Below are 18946 nucleotides of genomic sequence, written 5' to 3'. Positions count from 1 at the left end.
GCCGGCCGCCACGGCTCAGCCGCGGTGAAGCACCGCGACCGCCTCGACGTGGTGGGTGTGCGGGAAGAGGTCGTACCCGGTGAGGCCGCCCAGCTCGTAGCCGCCCGCGAGCAGGCGGCCGAGATCCCTGGACAGCGCGACCGGGTCGCAGGCGACGTACACGAGGGTCTGCGGCCGCAGCTCGAGCAGCCGGTCCACCACCGCGGCCCCCGCCCCCTGCCGCGGCGGGTCGAGCACGATCGTCGCCGCCCGGAGCCGTTCGCGCTCGCGGGGCGACGCGGTGCGCGCCAGGCCGTCGAGGTAGCGGTCGACGCGGGCCGTCTCGGCCCGTGCCCCGATCCAGTCGGCGAGGTTCTCCGAGGCGAACTCGGTTGCCGTCGCCGAGGACTCCACGCTCGTCACACGGGTGGACGCCCCGCCGACGCCGGCGAGCGCCGCGGCGAGAAGTCCCACGCCGCCGTAGAGGTCGTGGTTGGCCGCGGCGGGGTCGAATCGCCCGTCCGACGCGACGGCGGAGGCGACGGCGGAGGACAGCACGGCCGCGGCGTTGCGGTGGACCTGCCAGAACCCCGACGCGTCGAGCCGGAACTCCCGGTCGCCGACCCTCTCGACGATCCCGGCACCGCCGTGCGGCGTGCGGCCGCTGCCGGTGAGCACGACCGGCTCGCCGGCGGAGGGGGCGACGACGTCGACCCACTCGGCGGTGCCGGGGGCGAGCCGGGACGGGATGAGCGCGGCGGCCGCGGGAACGGCGAGCGGGTAGCCGGCCACGGGGATGACGCGGTGGCTGCGGGAGGCGAACGGCCCGACGACACCGTCGGCGTCCACGTGCGCCCTGACCCTGGTGCGCCACCCCGTGCCGTCGGTCGCGTCGTCGTCCTCGACGCCGAGAACCTCGACGTCGCGCCGCAGTCCCGCGAACCGGGCGAGGGAGTCGGTGAGCACCTCCGCCTTCAGCGCGCGCTGGTGGGTGAGCGCGATGTGCCCGAACTCGGCACCGCCGGCACGCTCACTCGGATCGCGGTCGATGCCGGCCTCGGCCCACACGTGCGCGGTGCGGTGGGGGGACGCCTCGATCACCTCGACGGTGTCGGCGCGCCAGAACGACCGCTTGCTCGTGTCGCTGAGCCTGGCCCTCACCCGCTCGCCGGGTAGGGTGTCGGTGACGAACACGACCCGCCCGTCCAGCCGGGCGACGCTCACCCCTCCGTGCGCGATTCCGGTGATCTCCAGGTCGACCTCGTGGGGGTGCTGCTCGTCCATCCGTCGAGCATGACACGGAACGCACCCGACCACCATTCGCCCCTCGACGAAGGACAGCACAGGACATGACGCGCCTCTACCTCGCCTCCACCTCTCCCGCCCGCCTGGCGCTGCTGGCTCAGATCGGCGTCGAGCCGGTCGTCGTCCCGTCCCGGGTTGACGAGCCGGCGGCGGTGGAACGCGAGCAGGCGCGTCTGGGCCGTGAGATGACCACTCCGGAGATGGTCGCCCTGCTGGCCAGGGCGAAGGCGGAGGCCGTCGCGGACCGCTGCGCCGACGGCATCGTCCTCGGCGGGGACTCGTCGTTCCTTCTCGACGGCCGCAGCCTCGGCAAGCCCCACACGGCCGAGCGGGCCGCGGCGCGCTGGCGGGAGAACCGCGGGGCGACCGGCGTGCTGTGGAGCGGCCTGCACCTCATCGACACCCGCTCACCGGACCGACCGTCCGTCACGCGGACCGACGCGGCAGAGGTGCGGTTCGCCGACGACATCACGGAGGAAGAGATCCTCGACTACGTCGCCTCGGGCGAGCCGCTGGAGGTGGCGGGCGCGTTCACCATCGACGGCCTCGCCGCGCCGCTGATCGCCGCGGTCTCCGGCGCACCGTCGGCGGTCATCGGCCTGTCGCTCCCCGGCCTCCGGCTCGCCCTGGCCGAGCTCGGGGTGGGCCTGGCGGAGCTGCGGGCCGGCCGCTGACCTGGCCGTCCCCTCCGCCGCGGGCCGAGGATTTGTAGAGACGTTCACGCGCGCGGACGGGTTTTTTGTCGCGCCATTCCAAAGCCCGGCGGCGGGCGGCGAATAGGCTAAAGGACTGTGCCCCGTATTACGAAAGTTCTGATCGCCAATCGTGGCGAGATCGCCGTCCGTGTCATCCGCGCCGCAGCCGACAGCGGCATCGCCTCGGTCGCCGTGTACGCCGACCAGGATCGCGACGCCCTGCACGTCCGCCTCGCCGACGAGGCCTACGCGCTCAACGGCTCGACCAGCGCGGAGACCTACCTCGTCATCGACAAGCTGCTCTCCGTGGCCCGCCGATCCGGCGCGGACGCCGTGCACCCCGGCTACGGCTTCCTCGCCGAGAACGCCGACTTCGCGCGCGCGGTCATCGACGCGGGCCTGGTCTGGATCGGGCCGTCGCCGGACGCCATCGAGCTGCTCGGCGACAAGGTGTCGGCCAGGCACATCGCCGAGAAGGTGAAGGCCCCGCTCGCCCCCGGGACGCTCAACCCGGTCTCCGGCGCGGAGGAGGTCCTCGACTTCGTCGACGAGTTCGGCCTTCCCGTCGCCATCAAGGCGGCGTTCGGCGGTGGCGGCCGCGGCCTCAAGGTCGCCAGGGACCGCGACGAGGTGGCCGAGCTGTTCGACTCGGCCACGCGCGAGGCCGTCGCCGCGTTCGGCAGGGGCGAGTGCTTCGTCGAGAAGTACCTCGACAAGCCGCGTCACGTCGAGACCCAGTGCCTCGCCGACGCACACGGCAACGTCGTCGTCGTGTCCACGCGCGACTGCTCGCTGCAGCGCCGCCACCAGAAGCTCGTCGAGGAGGCCCCCGCACCGTTCCTCACCGCGGAGCAGACGGCTCTGCTGTACACCTCGTCCAAGGCCATCCTGCGCGAGGTCGGCTACGTCGGCGCGGGCACGTGCGAGTTCCTCATCGGGCAGGACGGCACCGTCTCCTTCCTCGAGGTGAACACGCGCCTCCAGGTGGAGCACCCCGTGTCCGAAGAGGTCACCGGCCTCGACCTCGTGCGCGAGCAGTTCCGTCTTGCCGAGGGCGGCGTGCTCGACTACGACGACCCGGCTCCGCGCGGGCATTCCTTCGAGTTCCGCATCAACGGGGAGGACCCCGGCCGCGGCTTCCTCCCCCAGCCCGGCCCCGTCACCGCGTTCAAGACGTTCGGCGGCCCCGGCATCCGCGTCGACAGCGGCGTGACCGCCGGCGACGAGATTTCGGGCGCGTTCGACTCGCTGCTCGGCAAGATCATCGTCACCGGCGCCACGCGCGAGCAGGCGCTCGAGCGCAGCCGCCGCGCGCTTGACGAGTTCGAGGTGTCCGGCCTTCCGACCGTGCTGCCGTTCCACAGGGCGGTCGTGCGCGACCCCGCGTTCACCGCGGAGAACGGCGCCTTCGGCGTCTACACGCGCTGGATCGAGACGGAGTTCCAGGCCGACATCGAGCCGTGGAACGGTGAGGTCGCGAGTTCCTCCGAGGCGACGGAGCGGCACTCGGTGACGGTCGAGGTCGGCGGCAAGCGCCTCGAGGTGTCCCTGCCCGAGTCGCTGCTCGCAGCCGCGGGCGGCCAGGCGAGGCGCGGCGCCCACGCACCTGCCAAGCGCGGCAAGCGCAGCCAGTCCGCCGCGGCGACGGGCGAGTCGGTGACGTCGCCGATGCAGGCAACCGTCGTGAAGCTCGCGGTCGAGGACGGCGCGACGGTCGTCAAGGGCGACCTGGTGGTCGTCCTCGAGGCGATGAAGATGGAGCAGCCGATCACCGCGCACCGCGACGGGACGGTCCGCTCCATCGATGCGCCCGTCGGACAGACGGTTCCGGCCGGCCACCAGCTGCTCCGCATCGTCGACTGACCGCCGCCCGGCCGCGGCCGTCGACACGCACTCGACCCTATACCCCATGGGGGTATAGGGTCGAGTCATGAGCACGCCAGGACACGACCCTCGCGAGGGACACACGGCACACCAGGAGCACGCGGCGCACACGGACCCTGCCGCAGGCATGACCGGCATGGACCGCCACGGACACGAGGGCCATGCCGGCATGGCGGGCATGGACCACGCCGGGCACGGGGGCCACGCCGGCCACGCGGCCCACTTCCGGCGACTGTTCTGGATCATGCTCGCGCTCGCGATCCCCACCATCGCCGCCAGCTCCGGGTTCTGGATGCTGTTCGGTGCGGAGCACGCGGTCCCCGACTCCCTCGCCTGGGTGTCCCCCCTCCTCGGAACGGTGATGTACCTCTGGGGCGGCTCGCCCTTCCTCCTCGGGGCGAAGGACGAGATCGTGGCCAGGCGACCCGGCATGATGCTCCTGGTCGCGCTGGCCATCACGGTGGCGTTCCTCTCCTCCCTCGCCTCGAGCATCGGCCTGGTCGGGCACGAGCTCAGCTTCTGGTGGGAGCTCGCACTCCTGGTCGTGATCATGCTGCTCGGCCACTGGGTCGAGATGGCCGCACTGGCGAAGACGGGCGACGCCCTCGAGTCGATCGCCTCACTCCTGCCCGACACCGCCGACCGCATCGGCCCCGACGGACGCACCACGACCACCGTCCCCGTCGCCGATCTCACCCCCGGCGACGACGTCCTGGTCAGGCCGGGCGGGCGCATCCCCGCCGACGGCCGCGTCATGGACGGCAGGGCGGAGGTGGACGAGTCCCTCATCACCGGCGAGTCGGTGCCCGTCACCCGGCGCGCGGGCGACCGCGTCGTCGCGGGCTCCATCTCGACCGACGGCGCCCTCCGCGTCCGGGTCGAGGCCACGGGCGAGGCGACCACCGTCGCCGGGATCCGCGCGCTGGTGCAGGAGGCACAGAGCTCCACGACCCCGACGCAGCGGCTGGCCGACAGGGCCGCGGCCTGGCTGTTCTGGTTCGCGCTCGGCGCGGCCGTGCTCACCGCCGTCGTATGGCTCGCCCTCGGCCGCCCCGACGACGCCACCATCCGCACCATCACGGTGCTCGTCATCGCCTGCCCGCACGCCCTCGGCCTGGCGATCCCCCTCGTCGTCGCGATCGCCAGCGGCCAGGCCGCACGCCACGGCATCCTCATCGCCGACAGGGTCGCCCTGGAGCGCATGCGCCAGGTCACCACGGTCGTCTTCGACAAGACGGGCACGCTCACCGCGGGGTCCCCCCGCGTGGACCGGATCGTCCCGCTCGACGCGGAGTGGAGTGCGCCGCGCGTCCTCGCCGTCGCGGCCGCGCTCGAGCACGACAGCGAGCACCCGATCGCCCGGGCCGTCCGCGCCGAGGCGACCGCCACCGGCGTGAGCGTGCCCGACGCCACGGACGCCAGGTCCGAGGCCTCCACAGGGATGACCGGCTTCATCGCCGGGGTCGACGCGGCGATCGGCGGGCCGCGGATGCTCGACGACGCGGGGATCGCCGTCCCGGCCGAGGCGGACGGGGCCCTGCTCGCCGGCGGCACGGTGCTGTACGTCCGCTACGGCGACGAGCTGGTCGGGCTGCTCCGCGTCGTCGACACGATCCGCCCGGAGTCGGCCGAGGCCGTCCAGACGCTTCGCGACGACGGCGTCCACGTCGTCATGGCCAGCGGGGACACGGCGGCCGTCTCGGACACGGTCGCGGCCGAGCTCGGCATCACCGAGGTGCACGCGGGGCTGCGGCCGACCGACAAGTCGGCCATGATCGCCGAGCTGCAGAGCCGCGGAGAGGTCGTGGCGATGGTCGGTGACGGCGTCAACGACGCCCCCGCCCTCGCCAGGGCCGACGTCGGCCTCGCCATCGGGGCGGGGACGGACGTCGCCATCGACTCCGCGCAGATCGTGCTCAGCGGCGACGACCCCCGCGCCATCGCGGCGGTGCGCGAGCTGTCCAGGCGGAGCTACCGCATCATGACGGAGAACCTCTGGTGGGCCGCCGGCTACAACCTCGCCGCCGTGCCGCTCGCCGCCGGCGTCCTCGCACCGATCGGCATCAGCATGCCGATGTCGCTCGGCGCCGTGCTGATGAGCGCCTCGACGGTCATCGTCGCCCTCAACGCGCAGCGCATCAGGCGGAGCGCCCTGACCCGGTCCGCCTGACACCCCCGCGGACCAGGCGAACGGGGGCGGGGCACGACCCGGTTATGCTGAACGATGGCGCAGGCGGGCGCTGGCCGGGGCACCGGTGGTCCGCGGCTCCCCCGTCCGCCCACTCGGAGAGGCAGAATCGATGGCCGTCAAGGGACTGTTCACCCGTCGAAGCACCGACCTGGCGACACCACAGGCGGGCAGACGCGCGCCGCGCAGCGGCGACCTCGAGAGCACCGACGCCCTCGGCCGCGCCTCCGAGGCGGTGGCGATGTTCTTCGGCCGGCCGCTGTTCCTGGCGATCATGGTCGTCTTCGTGGCCGTGTGGATCATCATCAACACGCTCACACCGTGGCGGTTCGACCCCTACACCTTCACCTTCCTGACCCTGCTGCTGTCGATCCAGGCGTCGTTCTCCTCGCCGCTGATCCTGCTGGCGCAGACCCGGCAGGTCGAGCGCGACCGCGTGCAGAACGAGCAGGACCGCATCCGCGCCGAGCGCAACGTGGCCGACACCGAGTACATCGCCCGTGAGCTCGTCGACGTCCGCCTCGGCTCGGCCGAGCTGCTCAAGGAGGTGCAGCGCCTGCGCAAGCAGGTCGGCGAGCTGAACGACCGGCTGACCGGCGACGACTCCTCCGACGATCGGACGCGGCGGGACGCCCCGCGCTGACGGCCCTCGGCCGCGTCCGACGCTCCGGCTCCGGCTCCGGCTCCGGCTCCGGCTCCGGCTCCGGCTCCGGCTCCGGCTAGGAGACGATGTGCATCGCGCGGGCGGCGTCGACGATCGAGCCGCTCAGCGAGGGGTACACCGTGAAGGCGCTCGCCACCTGGTCGACGTTGAGCCTGTGCTCCACGGCGAGGGCGAGAGGGAAGATCAGCTCCGACGCCTTCGGCGCGACGATCACGCCGCCGATCACCGTCCCGGAGCCGGTCCGGGCGAACAGCTTGACGAAGCCGTCCTTGATCCCGATCATCTTCGCCCTCGGGTTCGAGGCGAGGGCGATCTTGTAGATCTCCCCCTGCGCGATGCCGTCCTCGATCTGGCGCTGGGTCCAGCCGACCGTCGCGATCTCCGGCTGCGTGAAGATGTTCGCGGCGACGTTGCGCAGCTCGATCGGGTGCACCGCATCGCCCATCGCGTGCATCATCGCCGTGCGCCCCTGCATGGAGGCGATGGAAGCGAGCGGCATCGACGTGGTGCAGTCCCCGGCGGCGTAGATGTTGGGCACGCTCGTCCTGGCCACGCGGTTGACGCGGATGTGACCGGACTCGGTCAGCTGCACACCCGCCTCCGCCAGGCCCAGGTCCTCCGTGTTGGGGATCGAGCCGACCGCCATGAGGCAGTGGCTGCCCTCGACGGTCCGCCCGTCGGTGAGGGTCGCGACGACGCCGTCCTCGGTGCGCACCACGCTCTCCGCCCGCGAGCGGTTGAGCACCGTCATGCCGTTGCGGGTGAACACCCGCTCGATCACCTCGGCCGCGTCGGCGTCCTCGCCGGGCAGGACCTGGTCGCGGCTGGAGATGAGCGTCACCTTCGCGCCCAGCGCACGGTAGGCCGAGGCGAACTCGGCACCGGTCACCCCGGAGCCGACGACGATGAGGTGCTCGGGGATCGCCTGCAGGTCGTAGAGCTGCGTCCAGGTGAGGATCCGTTCGCCGTCCGGCTGGGCGCTGTCCAGGCGCCGCGGCCTGGCGCCGACGGCGACGACGATCGTGTCAGCCTCGAGCTCGTCGAAGTCGGTGCCGCCGCGCCCCGTCGACACGACCACCCTCCGGTCGCCGTCCAGCCGGCCCTGGCCGTTGACGATGCGCACCCCCGCGCGGACGAGGGCAGTGCGCATGTCCTCCGACTGCTGACGGGCGAGGCCGAGCAGACGCTTGTTCACGGCGGCGAGGTTGACGGCCGTCTCGACGCGCAGCGGCCTGCCCTCCGGCGTGCGCCCGAAGAACTGGACGCCGAGGTCGCCGGCGCCGCCGATCGCGCTCGCCGCCTCCGCCGTGGCGATGAGGCTCTTCGACGGGACGACGTCGGTCATGACCGCCGCGCCGCCGACGCCGCCGCGCTCCACGAGCGTCACCTCCGCGCCGAGCTGGGCTCCGGCGAGAGCCGCCTCGTAGCCGCCGGGACCGCCGCCGACGACGACAACCCGCTGGATCCGTTCGAACTCGTTCGCCATGCCTCCCATTCTCTCGCGGCCGCGCGGGGCGGACCAAATGGGGAGCGGCCGCGGAACCCCACCGCGCTCATCGGAGCAGCCCGCAGGGCGCCGTCCCAGCGTCCCCGCCCGCGGCTACAGTTGGTCCATGGCCCACACAGCACAGAACCCCTTGGACGACCCGGCCGCCCGGCCGGCCGAGATCGCCGCCCAGGCGGCCGCAGACATCGCGGCCGCGACCGGCGTCGACCGTCACGACATCGCCCTCACCCTCGGCAGCGGCTGGGGCAAGGCCGCGGACCTCATCGGAGAGACAACCGCGACCGTCCCCGCCGAGCAGATCACCGGTTTCTCCCGCCCCGCGCTCGCGGGACACACCGGGACGATCCGCTCGATCCTGCTGGAGAACGGCACCAGGGCGCTCGTCATCGGCGCGCGCACGCACTACTACGAGGGGCACGGCGTCCGCCGCGTCGTGCACAGCGTCCGCACCGCCGCGGCCACCGGCGCGTCGACGATGATCCTCACCAACGGCGCGGGAGGGATCAACGAGCACTGGACGCCGGGGACGCCCGTCCTCATCAGCGACCACATCAACCTCACCGCGGACTCTCCGCTCGAGGGCGCCACCTTCGTCGACCTCACCGACCTGTACTCCTCGCGCCTGCGCGCCATCGCGCACGGCATCGACCCGAGCCTGGACGAGGGCGTGTACACGCAGTTCCGCGGCCCGCACTACGAGACGCCCGCCGAGGTGCGGATGGCCAGGACCATCGGCGGCGACATCGTCGGCATGTCGACCGCGCTCGAGGCGATCGCCGCCCGCGAGGCGGGCATGGAGGTGCTCGGCCTGTCACTGATCACCAACCTCGCCGCGGGCATCCAGTCGACGCCGCTGTCGCACGAGGAGGTCATCGAGGCCGGCCAGACCGCCGAGGCGGGCATCAGCGCGCTGCTGGCCCGGATCGTGGCGGCGCTGTGAGCGCCATCACCGCGGCCGTCGACTGGGTCGCCCAGGACCCGGACGCGACGACCAGGGCCGAGCTGACCGCGCTCATCGAGGCCGCGCAGGGCGGCGACGAGGCCGCACTCGGCGAGCTCACCGAGCGCTTCTCCTCCCGCCTCGCCTTCGGCACCGCCGGGCTGCGCGGCCCCGTCCAGGCGGGCCCGACCGGCATGAACCGCGTGCTCGTCTCGCAGGCGGCCGCCGGACTGGCCCGCTACCTGGCCGAGCGGGCCGAGCCGGGCACGACCCCGTCTGTGGTCATCGGCTACGACGGCAGGACCAACTCCGACGTCTTCGCCCGCGACACCGCGGAGATCGTCGCCGGGGCCGGCCTGAGGGCGATCCTGCTCCCCCGCCTGCTGCCGACGCCCGTGCTCGCCTTCGCCGTGCGCGAGCTCGACGCCTCCGCCGGCGTCATGGTCACGGCGAGCCACAACCCCCCGCGCGACAACGGCTACAAGGTCTACCTGGGCGGGGCCGATGAGGGCTCGCAGATCGTCCCGCCCGCGGACAGCGCCATCGCCGCGGCGATCACCGCCGTCGCCGAGCAGGAGCGTGTCACGGAGCTGCCCCGCTCGGACGACTACGCGATCGCCACGGAGGACGTCGTCGACGCCTACGTCGCCGCGACCGCCTCGCTCGCGTCCCCGCGCGACACCAGGGCGAGCCTGCGCGTGGTCTACACGGCCATGCACGGCGTCGGTTGGGAGACCTTCGCCGCCGTCGCCGAGCGCGCCGGCTTCTCCGGCATCGAGCCGGTCGTCGAGCAGCGCGACCCGGACGCCGCCTTCCCCACCGTCGCGTTCCCCAACCCGGAGGAGGCCGGCGCGCTCGACCTCGCCGTCCGCGACGCGGTGGCTGCCCACGCCGACCTCATCATCGCCAACGACCCCGACGCCGACCGCATGTCCGTCGCGATCCCCGACGCCGCGGCCGAGGGCGGCTACCGGCAGCTCAGCGGCAACGAGGTCGGCTGGCTGCTCGGCTGGCAGGCGGCTCAGACGGCGCACGGGCTCGGCACGGGCGGCGCTCTGGCGGCGTCCATCGTCTCCTCCCCCGCGCTCGGTGAGGTCGCCAGCGCCTACGGCCTCGAGTTCGTCGAGACGCTCACCGGGTTCAAGTGGGTCTCCCGCGTGCCCGGGCTGCTGTTCGGCTACGAGGAGGCGCTGGGCTACCTGGTGAACCCCGGCACGCTGCGCGATAAGGACGGCATCTCCGCGGCTGTGGCGTTCCTCGACCTGGCCGAGCGCACCGCGGCGGACGGCGGCAGCATCGCCGGGCTGCTCGACGAGTTCGCGGAGCGCTTCGGCCACTTCGCCAGCTCCCAGCTGTCGGTGCGCGTCGAGGACCTCGGCATCATCGGCGCCGTCATGGCGCGGCTGCGCGCCGAAACGCCCACGGTCCTCGGCGGACTCGCCGTCGACCGGGTCGACGACCTGCTGCACCCCGACGAGGGCCCCAGCACCGACGCGCTCCGCTTCGTGCTCGCCGGCGGGTCCCGGGTCATGGCACGGCCGAGCGGCACCGAGCCGAAACTGAAGTTCTACCTCGACGTCCGGGTCGACGCCGCGAACCGGGCCGCACCGCTACTCGAGGCGATCCGGACGGACCTGTCCGCCATCGTCGCCGAGGTCGCTCCCGGGTCCTGAGGCCGCGACGCGCGGGGCCGCCCGGCCCCGCGCCCGCTCAGGACAGCGCGTCCTCGACCTTGCGGGTGACCTCGTCGAGGTCGAAGTAGTTCTCGATCACCACGACGTCGGCCGCGGTCGGGCCGATCCGATCGACCAGCTCGGGCGAGGTGAGGATCACCTGGGCGTCGGCCGCGGACACCCCCACCGAGTCGATGTCGCTCGCCGAGACGTCGGCGGTCAGCCCGAGCCGGGCCAGCGCCCGCTCGGCGTTCAGCTTGAGGATGGCGGAGCTGCCCACCCCGACACCGCAGACGGCGACGATCCTCATCCGGCCTCTCCTTCCGCGAACAGCCTGCTGACCTCGTCGACGCTCGTCGCGGCGGCCAGCCGCGGGACCGCCTGCGGGTCGTTGAAGACGTTGGCGAGCTCGGCGACGCTCGTGACGTGCTCGTCGTTGGACACGCTCGCGACGGCGACGACGACGCTCACCGGGTCGTTGTAGGGGTGTCCGAAGCTCACCGGCTCGGCGAGCGTGACGACGGCGATGCCCTCGCTGAGCACGTCATCGCCGGGGCGTGCATGCACGAGGGCGAGTCCCGGCGCGACCACGACGTAGGCGCCGTAGGCGGTGATCACCTCGACCATGCGGTCCGCGTACCCGGCGAGCGTCGCACCCGACCGCTCCAGGGCCTCGCCCGCGCGTGCGACGGCCTGACGCCAGTCGGCCGCCTCGGCGCGCAGGCTGATCGCGGATGCCGGCAGAGGAGGCAGGGGCATGGGCTGTGAACTCACTTCGTCGTCGCGGAGCTGGGACCACCAGATTACTACCGAGCGGAGCGCACACCCTCCGCGGCGTCCTCGAAGCCGTCGAGAATCGCCTCGACGAGCTCCTCGCGGTCCTCCAGCGGCAGGAACGCGGCGCGCGCGGCGTTCACCTGGAAGTTCTCGATGTCGTCCAGGTCGTAGCCGAAGGCGTCCGAGAGCAGGGCCAGCTCGCGCGTCAGGCTCGTGCCGCTCATCGTCCGGTTGTCGACGTTGACCGTGACGCGGAAGCCGAGCTGGTAAAGCAGGTCGAAGGGGTGGTCGACGAGGTCGTCGCCCCACTCCTGCACGGCCCCGGTCTGCAGGTTGGACGTCGGGCTGAGCTCGAGCGGGATCTCGCGGTCCTTCACCCACTGGGACAGCTCGCCGAGCGCCACGTAGCTGTTCTCCGCGTCGCTGCGGACCGTCTCGATGTCCTCCGCCAGCCGGACGCCGTGGCCGAGTCGGAGCGCACGGCCGTCGACGAGGGCGCCGGAGATGGAGTCCAGGCCGTCGGCCTCGCCCGCGTGCACGGTCACGGGGAAGTGCGCGGCCGCGAGGTAGTCGAAGGCGAGGCGGTGGCGGCTCGGCGGGAATCCGGCCTCGGCGCCGGCGATGTCGAAGCCGACGGCACCGGAGTCACGGTGCCGGACGGCCAGCTCGGCGATCTCGAGGGCGCGGTCCGCGTGGCGCATCGCCGTGATGAGCTGGCCGATGCGGATGTACCCCCCGGCGGACTCGACGTCGTCGATGCCCTGCTCGATGCCCGACTGCACGGCCTCGACCGCCTCGTCGAGGGTGAGCCCCCCGGCGAGGTGCTGCTCGGGCGCCCAGCGGATCTCGCCGTAGATCACGCCGTCCGCGGCGAGGTCCTGGACGAACTCGCGTGCGATGCGCTCGAGGTTGTCGGCCGTCTGCATGACGGCGGTGGTGAGGTCGAAGGTCTTCAGGTACTCGACGAGGCTGCCGGAGGTGGACTGGGCGACGAACCACTCGGCGAGCTCGTCGGGGTCGTCGGCGGGCAGCTCGACGCCGGCCGCCGGGGCCAGCTCGATGATCGTCGCGGGCCGCAGTCCCCCGTCCAGGTGGTCGTGCAGCGACACCTTCGGCAGTGCCTGCAGGTTGACGCCGTCGGAAAGCTGGAACTCGGGGGCTGCGCTCATACCCTCAGACTAGCCGCCGCGACGGGTGCGGAACAGCGCGTGTCGCGGCCGTGCACGCGCTGTTCACACGCCTCAGCCGATGCGGGCCGCGACGATCGGGCCGCGCGAGACCTCGGTGCCGGGGGCATCGAGCGTCAGCGCGCCCTCGAGCGCCTCCAGCGCGCGGGGGAAGCGGCCCTCCTCGTCGGCGGACAGGGTGTAGAGCGGCTGCCCCGCCACGACCGCGTCGCCCGGCTTGACGTGCAGGTCGATGCCTGCCGCATGCACGACCGGATCCTGCTGCCTGGCGCGCCCGGCGCCGAGCCTCCACGCGGCGATCCCGAACGGCAGCGCCTCCTGGCCGGCGACCACGCCCGCCGCCTCGGCCCTCACCGTGTGGGTGTGCCGCGGCTCCGGCAGTGCGGCGTCCGGGTCTCCGCCCTGGGCGACGACGAAACGACGCCAGACGTCCATCGCCCGTCCGTCGGCGAGGGCGGCCTCGACGTCGGCGTCCGGCTGCCCGGCCTGGGCGAGCATCTCGCGGGCGAGGGCGACGGTCAGCTCGACCACGTCGGCCGGCCCGCCGCCGGCGAGGACCTCGACGGACTCGCGGACCTCGTTGGCGTTGCCGATCGCGAGGCCGAGCGGCGCGTTCATGTCGGTCAGCAGCGCGGCGGTGTTCACCCCGGCGTCGCGCCCCAGCTCGACCATGGTGCGCGCCAGCTCCTCGGCACGGTCGTACTCGCGCATGAAGGCGCCCGAGCCGAACTTGACGTCCAGGACGAGCGCGGCGGTGCCCTCGGCGATCTTCTTCGACATGATGCTCGAGGCGATGAGCGGGATCGCCTCGACGGTTCCCGTGGTGTCCCTCAGGGCGTAGAGCCGCTTGTCCGCCGGTGCGAGCTCGGCGCCCGCCGCGCAGATGACGCCTCCGACGTCGCGCAGCTGCTCCCTGATCTCGGCGTTGCTGAGGTCAGCGCGCCAGCCGGGAATCGACTCCAGCTTGTCGAGCGTGCCGCCGGTGTGCCCGAGCCCCCGCCCCGACAGCTGCGGCACGGCGACACCGAACGCGGCCACGAGGGGCATCAGCGGGAGGGTTATCTTGTCGCCGACGCCTCCGGTCGAGTGCTTGTCGACCGTCGTCTTGCCGAGCCCGTCGAAGTTCAGGCGCTCGCCCGAGTCGATCATCGCCAGCGTCAGGTCCTTGATCTCGCGTCGGCCCATGCCGTTGAGCAGGATCGCCATGGCCAGGGCCGACATCTGCTCGTCGACGACGTAGCCCCGGGTGAAGGCGTCGACGAGCCAGCGGATCTCCTCCGTGGTCAGCTCGCCGCGGTCGCGCTTGCGTCGGATGAGGTCGACGGCGTCGAAGGGCTCGACAGTGCGCTGCTCGGTGGTCATGGTGCGTCCTCCTGGTCTCGGCCGTTCCTCGTGGTCCCGGCCTGTCGTCGGGCCGGTCGGCCCTGCGTGTGGCGGATGCCGGCGTTCGGCGCCGGCGCGCTGCTCAGCCGGCGTACGCGGCGAGGGTGCTCGGCCCGAAGGCGTCGGGAAGCACCTCGTCGATGGTGCGGATCCCCGACACCGTCTTCAGCAGCATGCCGGGGGCGGCATGCTCGAACAACAGCTGGCGGCAGCGGCCGCAGGGCATGAGCGCCTGCTCCGCGCCGTCGATGCAGACGAAGGCGACGAGTTTGCCTCCCCCGCCCATGTGCAGCGCGGAGACGAGCGAGCACTCGGCGCACAGCGTCACCCCGTAGCTGGCGTTCTCGACGTTCGCCCCGGCGATGATCCGGCCGTCGTCGACGAGCGCCGCCACCCCGACGGGGAAGTGCGAGTAGGGGACGTAGGCGTGCGTGAGCGCGTCGACGGCTCCCGCGTGCAGGCGGTCCCAGACCTCGTCGGTGACGGGGCCGCCGCCCGGCGGACGGGTCGCGGGTGTCTCGGTCATTGCTTGACGTACGCCTTCCCCGAGGCCGCAGGCCCCCGTGACTGTCCGACGAAGCCGGCCACGGCGAGGATCGTGATCACGTAGGGCAGCATCAGCATGAACTCGCTGGGCACCGGCGAGCCGATCGCTCCGAGGACGTTCTGCAGGTTGCTGGCGAAGCCGAACAGCAGCGCGGCGAGCGTGGCCTTGATCGGGTCCCAGCGGCCGAAGATGACGGCGGCGAGGGCGATGAACCCGGCTCCCGCGGTCATCTCCTTGGTGAACCCGCCGACCGAGCCGAGGGTGAAGTACGCCCCGCCGAGCCCGGCGATCGCGCCGGCGAGCGAGACGTTCCAGAAGCGGGTCATGTTGACCCGGATCCCGACGGTGTCGGCGGCCTGAGGGTGCTCGCCGACGGCACGGAGGCGCAGACCCCACTTGGTCTTGTACAGCCCCCACCAGACGAGGAAGATCGCCACGTACATCAGGTAGATGATGAGCGTCTGGCGGAACAGGATCGGCCCGATCACGGGGATCTCGCTGAGCACGGGGATCGGGAGCTGCGGCAGCTTCGGCGGGGAGTTGAACAGCGCCTCGTTGGAGCCCATCACCGTCGAGTAGAGGAAACCGGTCAGGCCGGCCACCAGCACGTTGAGCACGACGCCGACGATGACCTGCTCGACGAGGTAGCGGATCGAGAACACCGCGAGCACCATGCCGACGAGCACGCCCGCGACCATCGCCGCGAGGAGCCCGACGAGGGCGTTGCCCGTCATGGACGCGACCATCGCCGAGGTGAACGCCCCGGCGAGCAGCTGCCCCTCGATGGCGACGTTGACGACGCCGACCCGCTCGGAGATGACGCCGCCGAGCGCGCCGAAGATCAGCGGGGCGCTGAGGGCGATCGAGCCGAGCAGCAGTCCCGTGGCGTTGATGAAGTTGCCCGCGACCACCCAGGCGAGGAAGTCGGCGACGAAGAGGACGCCGAAGAGGCTGACCAGCCAGATCGGCGTGGTCCTGGCCGTGGAGGTGCGCCAGACCGAGTAGCCGGTCAGGGCGAGCAGCAGCACGCTGAGCACGATCGTCGCCGGGGTCGAGCCCACGACGAGCGGGGGGATGGCGAAGAAGTCGCTCCCCGTGGCGAAGCGGAACTCGCTGACGCCCTCGCGACGGAAGCCGACGAAGACGACCACGGCGATGACGCTGAACACCGCGAAGACGATGGGCGCCTTCCAGTTCTTGACGGTCGCGGACTCCAGCGAGGCGCTGACGGAGAGCTCGGGGGACGGCGTGGTCACGCTCATTTGGCGCTCACCTCCGGGAGACGGCTGGCCGCGGCGGCGCGGCGCGCCGGGCGGTTGAGGAAGAAGATCGAGCGCACCAGCGGCGGCGCCGCGATCATGAGCACGACGACCGCCTGGACGACGGTGACGATGTCGATGGGGATGCCCTGCGCGGCCTGCATGCTGAAGCTGCCCGCCTTCAGCGCGCCGAACAGCACACCGGCGGCGAAGATGCCCCACGGCCGGGAGCGTCCAAGCAGCGCGACGGTGATGGCGTCGAAGCCGATGCCGGCGTCGATGCCGCTGGTCACCCCGCTGGTCACGCTCCCGAGCACCTGAGAGGCCCCGCCGAGGCCCGCGAGGGCACCGGCGAGCAGCATCGCGTAGATGTACACGTTGTTGACGTTGATGCCGGCGACCCGGGACGCCTCGGGGTTCTCCCCGACGGCGCGGAACCGGAAGCCGAGCGCCGAGCGGTTGAGCAGCCACCAGACGAAGATCGTCGCCAGGATGACCAGGATGAAGCCGAAGTGCAGGTTGTAGCGGTCGCCGAGGATCTTCGGGAACACCGCGGTGTCGGCCATCGGCCCCGACTTGGGGTTCGAGGAGTCCGGCGCCTGCAGCAGCCCGGGGGTGCGCAGCAGGAACGCGAGCAGGTAGAACGCGATGTAGTTGAGCATGATCGTGAGGATCACCTCGTGCGCACCCGTGCGGGCCTTGAGGAAGCCGACGAGCCCTCCCCACACCGCCCCGCCGATCAGGCCGGCGACGACGGCGAGGATCATGTGCAGACCCCACGGCAGGTTCATCGTCGAGCCCACCCAGCCCGCGGCGGCGGCGGCGATGAGCATCTGTCCGCGACCGCCGATGTTGAACAGCCCGACGCGGAACGCCAGCCCGACGCCGAGCGCCGCCGCGATGAGCGGTGTGGCGAAGGTGAGGGTGTCCATGAGCGGCCGGATCCCCGAGAGGAAGTCCGGCCGGTTGATGTTGTACACCGAGCCCTGGAACAGCGCGCCGTAGCCGCCGGCGACGGCCTGCCACACGGCGGCGAAGAAGTCCGTCGGCCTGGCGAAGAAGTATCCGGCCGTGGCCTGCACCTGGCTGTTGGTGACGGCGATGAGGATGCCGCCGGCGACGAGCCCGAGGACGAGCGCGAGCACCGTGACGGTGACGCTGGACTGGCTGATCCGGCTCAGGAGCGTCGGCTCCGCGCGCGGCGGCACGACGGGTCGCCCTCCGGAGGCGGGTGCCGCGGCGGCGGCTGCCTCGGCGGCGGGTGCCGCCGTCCCTGTGCCGTCTGCCGCGTCCCCGCGGCCGGGGTCGGTGGGGGTGCTGCCGCTCATTCGACGATTCCTTCCGGGCGTTCGCCCGCCATCATGAGACCGAGGGTGTCTCTGGACGTTGTTCCTGGCACGATGCCGACGATCTCGCCGCGGTACATGACGGCGATCCGGTCGGCAAGCGCCGCGACCTCGTCGAGCTCCGTGGAGACCACGATCACGGGCACGCCCGCGTCCCTCGTGGCGACCATGCGCTTGTGCACGAACTCGATCGAGCCGACGTCGATGCCGCGCGTCGGCTGCGCGGCGACGAAGAGTTTGAGGTCGCGGCTGAGCTCGCGTGCCAGCACGACCTTCTGCTGGTTGCCGCCGGAGAGGCGGCCCGCCGCGGTCTGGATGGAGGCGGCCCTGATGTCGAACTCGGCCTTCTTCTCCTCCGCGAAGGCGTTGAGCACGCCGTACTGCACCGAGCCTGCGCGCACGAACGGCGCACCCGTCGAGCGGTCGAGCATGAGGTTCTCCGCGATGGTGAACTCGCCGACGAGGCCGTCGTGGGTGCGGTCCTCCGGCACGAAGCCGATGCCCTCGTCGAGCGCCTGCCGCACGGTAAGGCCGGTGAGCTCGCGCCCTCCCAGGCTGACCCTGCCCTCCGCCGCGCTCTGCAGCCCGATGAGGGCCTCCGTCAGCTCGGTCTGGCCGTTGCCCTGGACACCGGCGATGGCGAGGATCTCGCCCTCGTGGACGGTGAAGCTGACGTCGTTGACGACCTTGAGGCCGTTATCGTCGACGACGGTGAGGTTCTCGACGACCAGCGCCGGGGCGCCGGGGGTGGCCGGCGCCTTCTGCACGGTCAGCTCGACGGCGCGGCCGACCATCTGGGTGGCCAGCTCGGCGTTCGTCGCGGTCGGCTCCGCCTGGCCGACGACCTTCCCCAGCCGGATGACGGTGATGGTGTCGGCGACGCGGCGCACCTCGCGGAGCTTGTGGGTGATGAAGACGATGGCGGTGCCCTCGGCCTTCAGCTGCTCCATGATGGCCATGAGCTCGTCGGTCTCCTGGGGGGTCAGCACCGCGGTCGGCTCGTCGAAGACGAGGACCTTCGCCCGCTGCGACAGCGCCTTGATGATCTCGACCCGCTGCTGGACGCCGACCGGCAGGTCCTCGACCACGGCGTCGGGGTCGATGTCGAAGCCGAAGCGCTCGGAGATCTCGCGGACCTTCGCCCTGGCGGCGGCCAGGTCGAGCCGCCCGGCGAAACCGGTCTGCTCGTGGCCGAGCATGACGTTCTCGGCGACGGTGAAGACGGGGACGAGCATGAAGTGCTGGTGGACCATCCCGATGCCCGCGCGGCGGGCGTCACCCGGTCCGGCGAAGTCCTGGACGACGCCGTCGAGGACGATCTCGCCCTCGTCGGCCTGGTAGAGGCCGTACAGGACGTTCATCAGCGTGGACTTGCCCGCGCCGTTCTCGCCGAGCAGGCAGTGGATGCTGCCCGCCTCGACCCGGAGGTCGATGTGGTCGTTGGCCACGAGTGCGCCGAAGCGCTTGGTGATCCCTCGGAGTTCCAGGGTCATGGGGTGGTCACCCTTCAGAGTGCAGAGTGTGCGGGGAGTGTGCTCGGGCTGGCCGGCCGCCTGACGGCCGGGGATGCCGGTCGACGGTGACCGGCGGTGCGGAGGAGGGGGTGCGGCGG

16 protein-coding genes are annotated in these 18946 nt (G+C 72.2%); 6 read left to right on the top strand and 10 right to left on the bottom strand.

Annotation, left to right across the window (positions count from 1 at the left end; translation table 11 throughout):
* Nucleotides 1–15: 15 nt before the first annotated feature.
* Complete coding sequence (locus tag FM119_RS10545) at nt 16–1263, bottom strand: class I SAM-dependent RNA methyltransferase (RefSeq protein ID WP_087137907.1); 1248 nt, start codon at nt 1261–1263, stop codon at nt 16–18.
* A gap of 65 nt (nt 1264–1328) precedes the next feature.
* Here FM119_RS10545 and FM119_RS10540 point away from each other — a divergent pair, with 65 nt between their 5' ends.
* From FM119_RS10540 to FM119_RS10525, 4 genes are all read left to right on the top strand, one after another.
* Complete coding sequence (locus tag FM119_RS10540; RefSeq protein WP_087137905.1) at nt 1329–1958, top strand: Maf family protein; 630 nt, start codon at nt 1329–1331, stop codon at nt 1956–1958.
* 117 nt (nt 1959–2075) lie between these two features.
* Nucleotides 2076–3842 carry an acetyl/propionyl/methylcrotonyl-CoA carboxylase subunit alpha gene (locus FM119_RS10535; RefSeq protein ID WP_087137902.1) on the top strand — a complete coding sequence of 589 codons (1767 nt, stop codon included), beginning with the start codon at nt 2076–2078 and terminating at the stop codon, nt 3840–3842.
* A gap of 67 nt (nt 3843–3909) precedes the next feature.
* Nucleotides 3910–6033, top strand: a complete 2124-nt coding sequence (locus FM119_RS10530; protein ID WP_087137899.1) for a heavy metal translocating P-type ATPase — start codon at nt 3910–3912, stop codon at nt 6031–6033.
* A 130-nt stretch (nt 6034–6163) separates the two neighbouring features.
* Nucleotides 6164–6694: a DUF1003 domain-containing protein gene (locus FM119_RS10525; RefSeq protein WP_087137897.1), complete on the top strand. Its 531-nt coding sequence runs from the start codon at nt 6164–6166 to the stop codon at nt 6692–6694.
* Between the two features lie 76 nt (nt 6695–6770).
* Here the strand turns inward: FM119_RS10525 and FM119_RS10520 are convergent, their stop codons facing one another.
* Entirely contained in the window at nt 6771–8201 is a 1431-nt protein-coding gene (locus tag FM119_RS10520) for an NAD(P)H-quinone dehydrogenase (protein WP_087137895.1), read from the bottom strand.
* Between the two features lie 127 nt (nt 8202–8328).
* Here FM119_RS10520 and FM119_RS10515 point away from each other — a divergent pair, with 127 nt between their 5' ends.
* Complete coding sequence (locus tag FM119_RS10515; protein ID WP_087137893.1) at nt 8329–9162, top strand: purine-nucleoside phosphorylase; 834 nt, start codon at nt 8329–8331, stop codon at nt 9160–9162.
* Nucleotides 9159–10835, top strand: a complete 1677-nt coding sequence (locus FM119_RS10510) for a phospho-sugar mutase (protein WP_087137892.1) — start codon at nt 9159–9161, stop codon at nt 10833–10835. Before FM119_RS10515 ends, FM119_RS10510 begins: the two co-directional genes overlap by 4 nt.
* A gap of 37 nt (nt 10836–10872) precedes the next feature.
* Here the strand turns inward: FM119_RS10510 and FM119_RS10505 are convergent, their stop codons facing one another.
* From FM119_RS10505 to FM119_RS10470, 8 genes are all read right to left on the bottom strand, one after another.
* Nucleotides 10873–11145: a PTS sugar transporter subunit IIB gene (locus FM119_RS10505; RefSeq protein ID WP_087137890.1), complete on the bottom strand. Its 273-nt coding sequence runs from the start codon at nt 11143–11145 to the stop codon at nt 10873–10875.
* Nucleotides 11142–11594, bottom strand: coding sequence for a PTS sugar transporter subunit IIA (locus FM119_RS10500; protein ID WP_087137888.1), 453 nt, complete (start codon nt 11592–11594; stop codon nt 11142–11144). Before FM119_RS10500 ends, FM119_RS10505 begins: the two co-directional genes overlap by 4 nt.
* Before the next feature lie 47 nt (nt 11595–11641).
* On the bottom strand, nt 11642–12781 hold the full coding sequence (locus FM119_RS10495; RefSeq protein WP_087137886.1) for an adenosine deaminase: 1140 nt from the start codon (nt 12779–12781) through the stop codon (nt 11642–11644).
* A gap of 72 nt (nt 12782–12853) precedes the next feature.
* Nucleotides 12854–14161: a thymidine phosphorylase gene (locus tag FM119_RS10490; RefSeq protein WP_087137884.1), complete on the bottom strand. Its 1308-nt coding sequence runs from the start codon at nt 14159–14161 to the stop codon at nt 12854–12856.
* 103 nt (nt 14162–14264) lie between these two features.
* Nucleotides 14265–14708 (bottom strand): cytidine deaminase, encoded by a 444-nt coding sequence (locus FM119_RS10485; RefSeq protein WP_087137882.1) that lies wholly within the window; start codon nt 14706–14708, stop codon nt 14265–14267.
* A complete protein-coding gene (locus FM119_RS10480; RefSeq protein ID WP_087137880.1) occupies nt 14705–15991 on the bottom strand; it encodes an ABC transporter permease in 1287 nt (428 codons plus the stop codon). The genes FM119_RS10485 and FM119_RS10480 overlap by 4 nt, the downstream gene beginning before the upstream one ends.
* Complete coding sequence (locus tag FM119_RS10475) at nt 15988–17316, bottom strand: ABC transporter permease (RefSeq protein WP_087137878.1); 1329 nt, start codon at nt 17314–17316, stop codon at nt 15988–15990. The genes FM119_RS10480 and FM119_RS10475 overlap by 4 nt, the downstream gene beginning before the upstream one ends.
* Entirely contained in the window at nt 17313–18827 is a 1515-nt protein-coding gene (locus tag FM119_RS10470) for an ABC transporter ATP-binding protein (RefSeq protein ID WP_087137876.1), read from the bottom strand. The genes FM119_RS10475 and FM119_RS10470 overlap by 4 nt, the downstream gene beginning before the upstream one ends.
* Between the last annotated feature and the right edge of the window lie 119 nt (nt 18828–18946).

It is taken from the genome of Mycetocola reblochoni REB411 (assembly GCF_900163835.1).
Lineage (GTDB): Bacteria > Actinomycetota > Actinomycetes > Actinomycetales > Microbacteriaceae > Mycetocola_B > Mycetocola_B reblochoni.
Note: the sequence above shows the minus strand (reverse complement) of the source record. Positions and strands in the feature narration are given on the sequence as shown.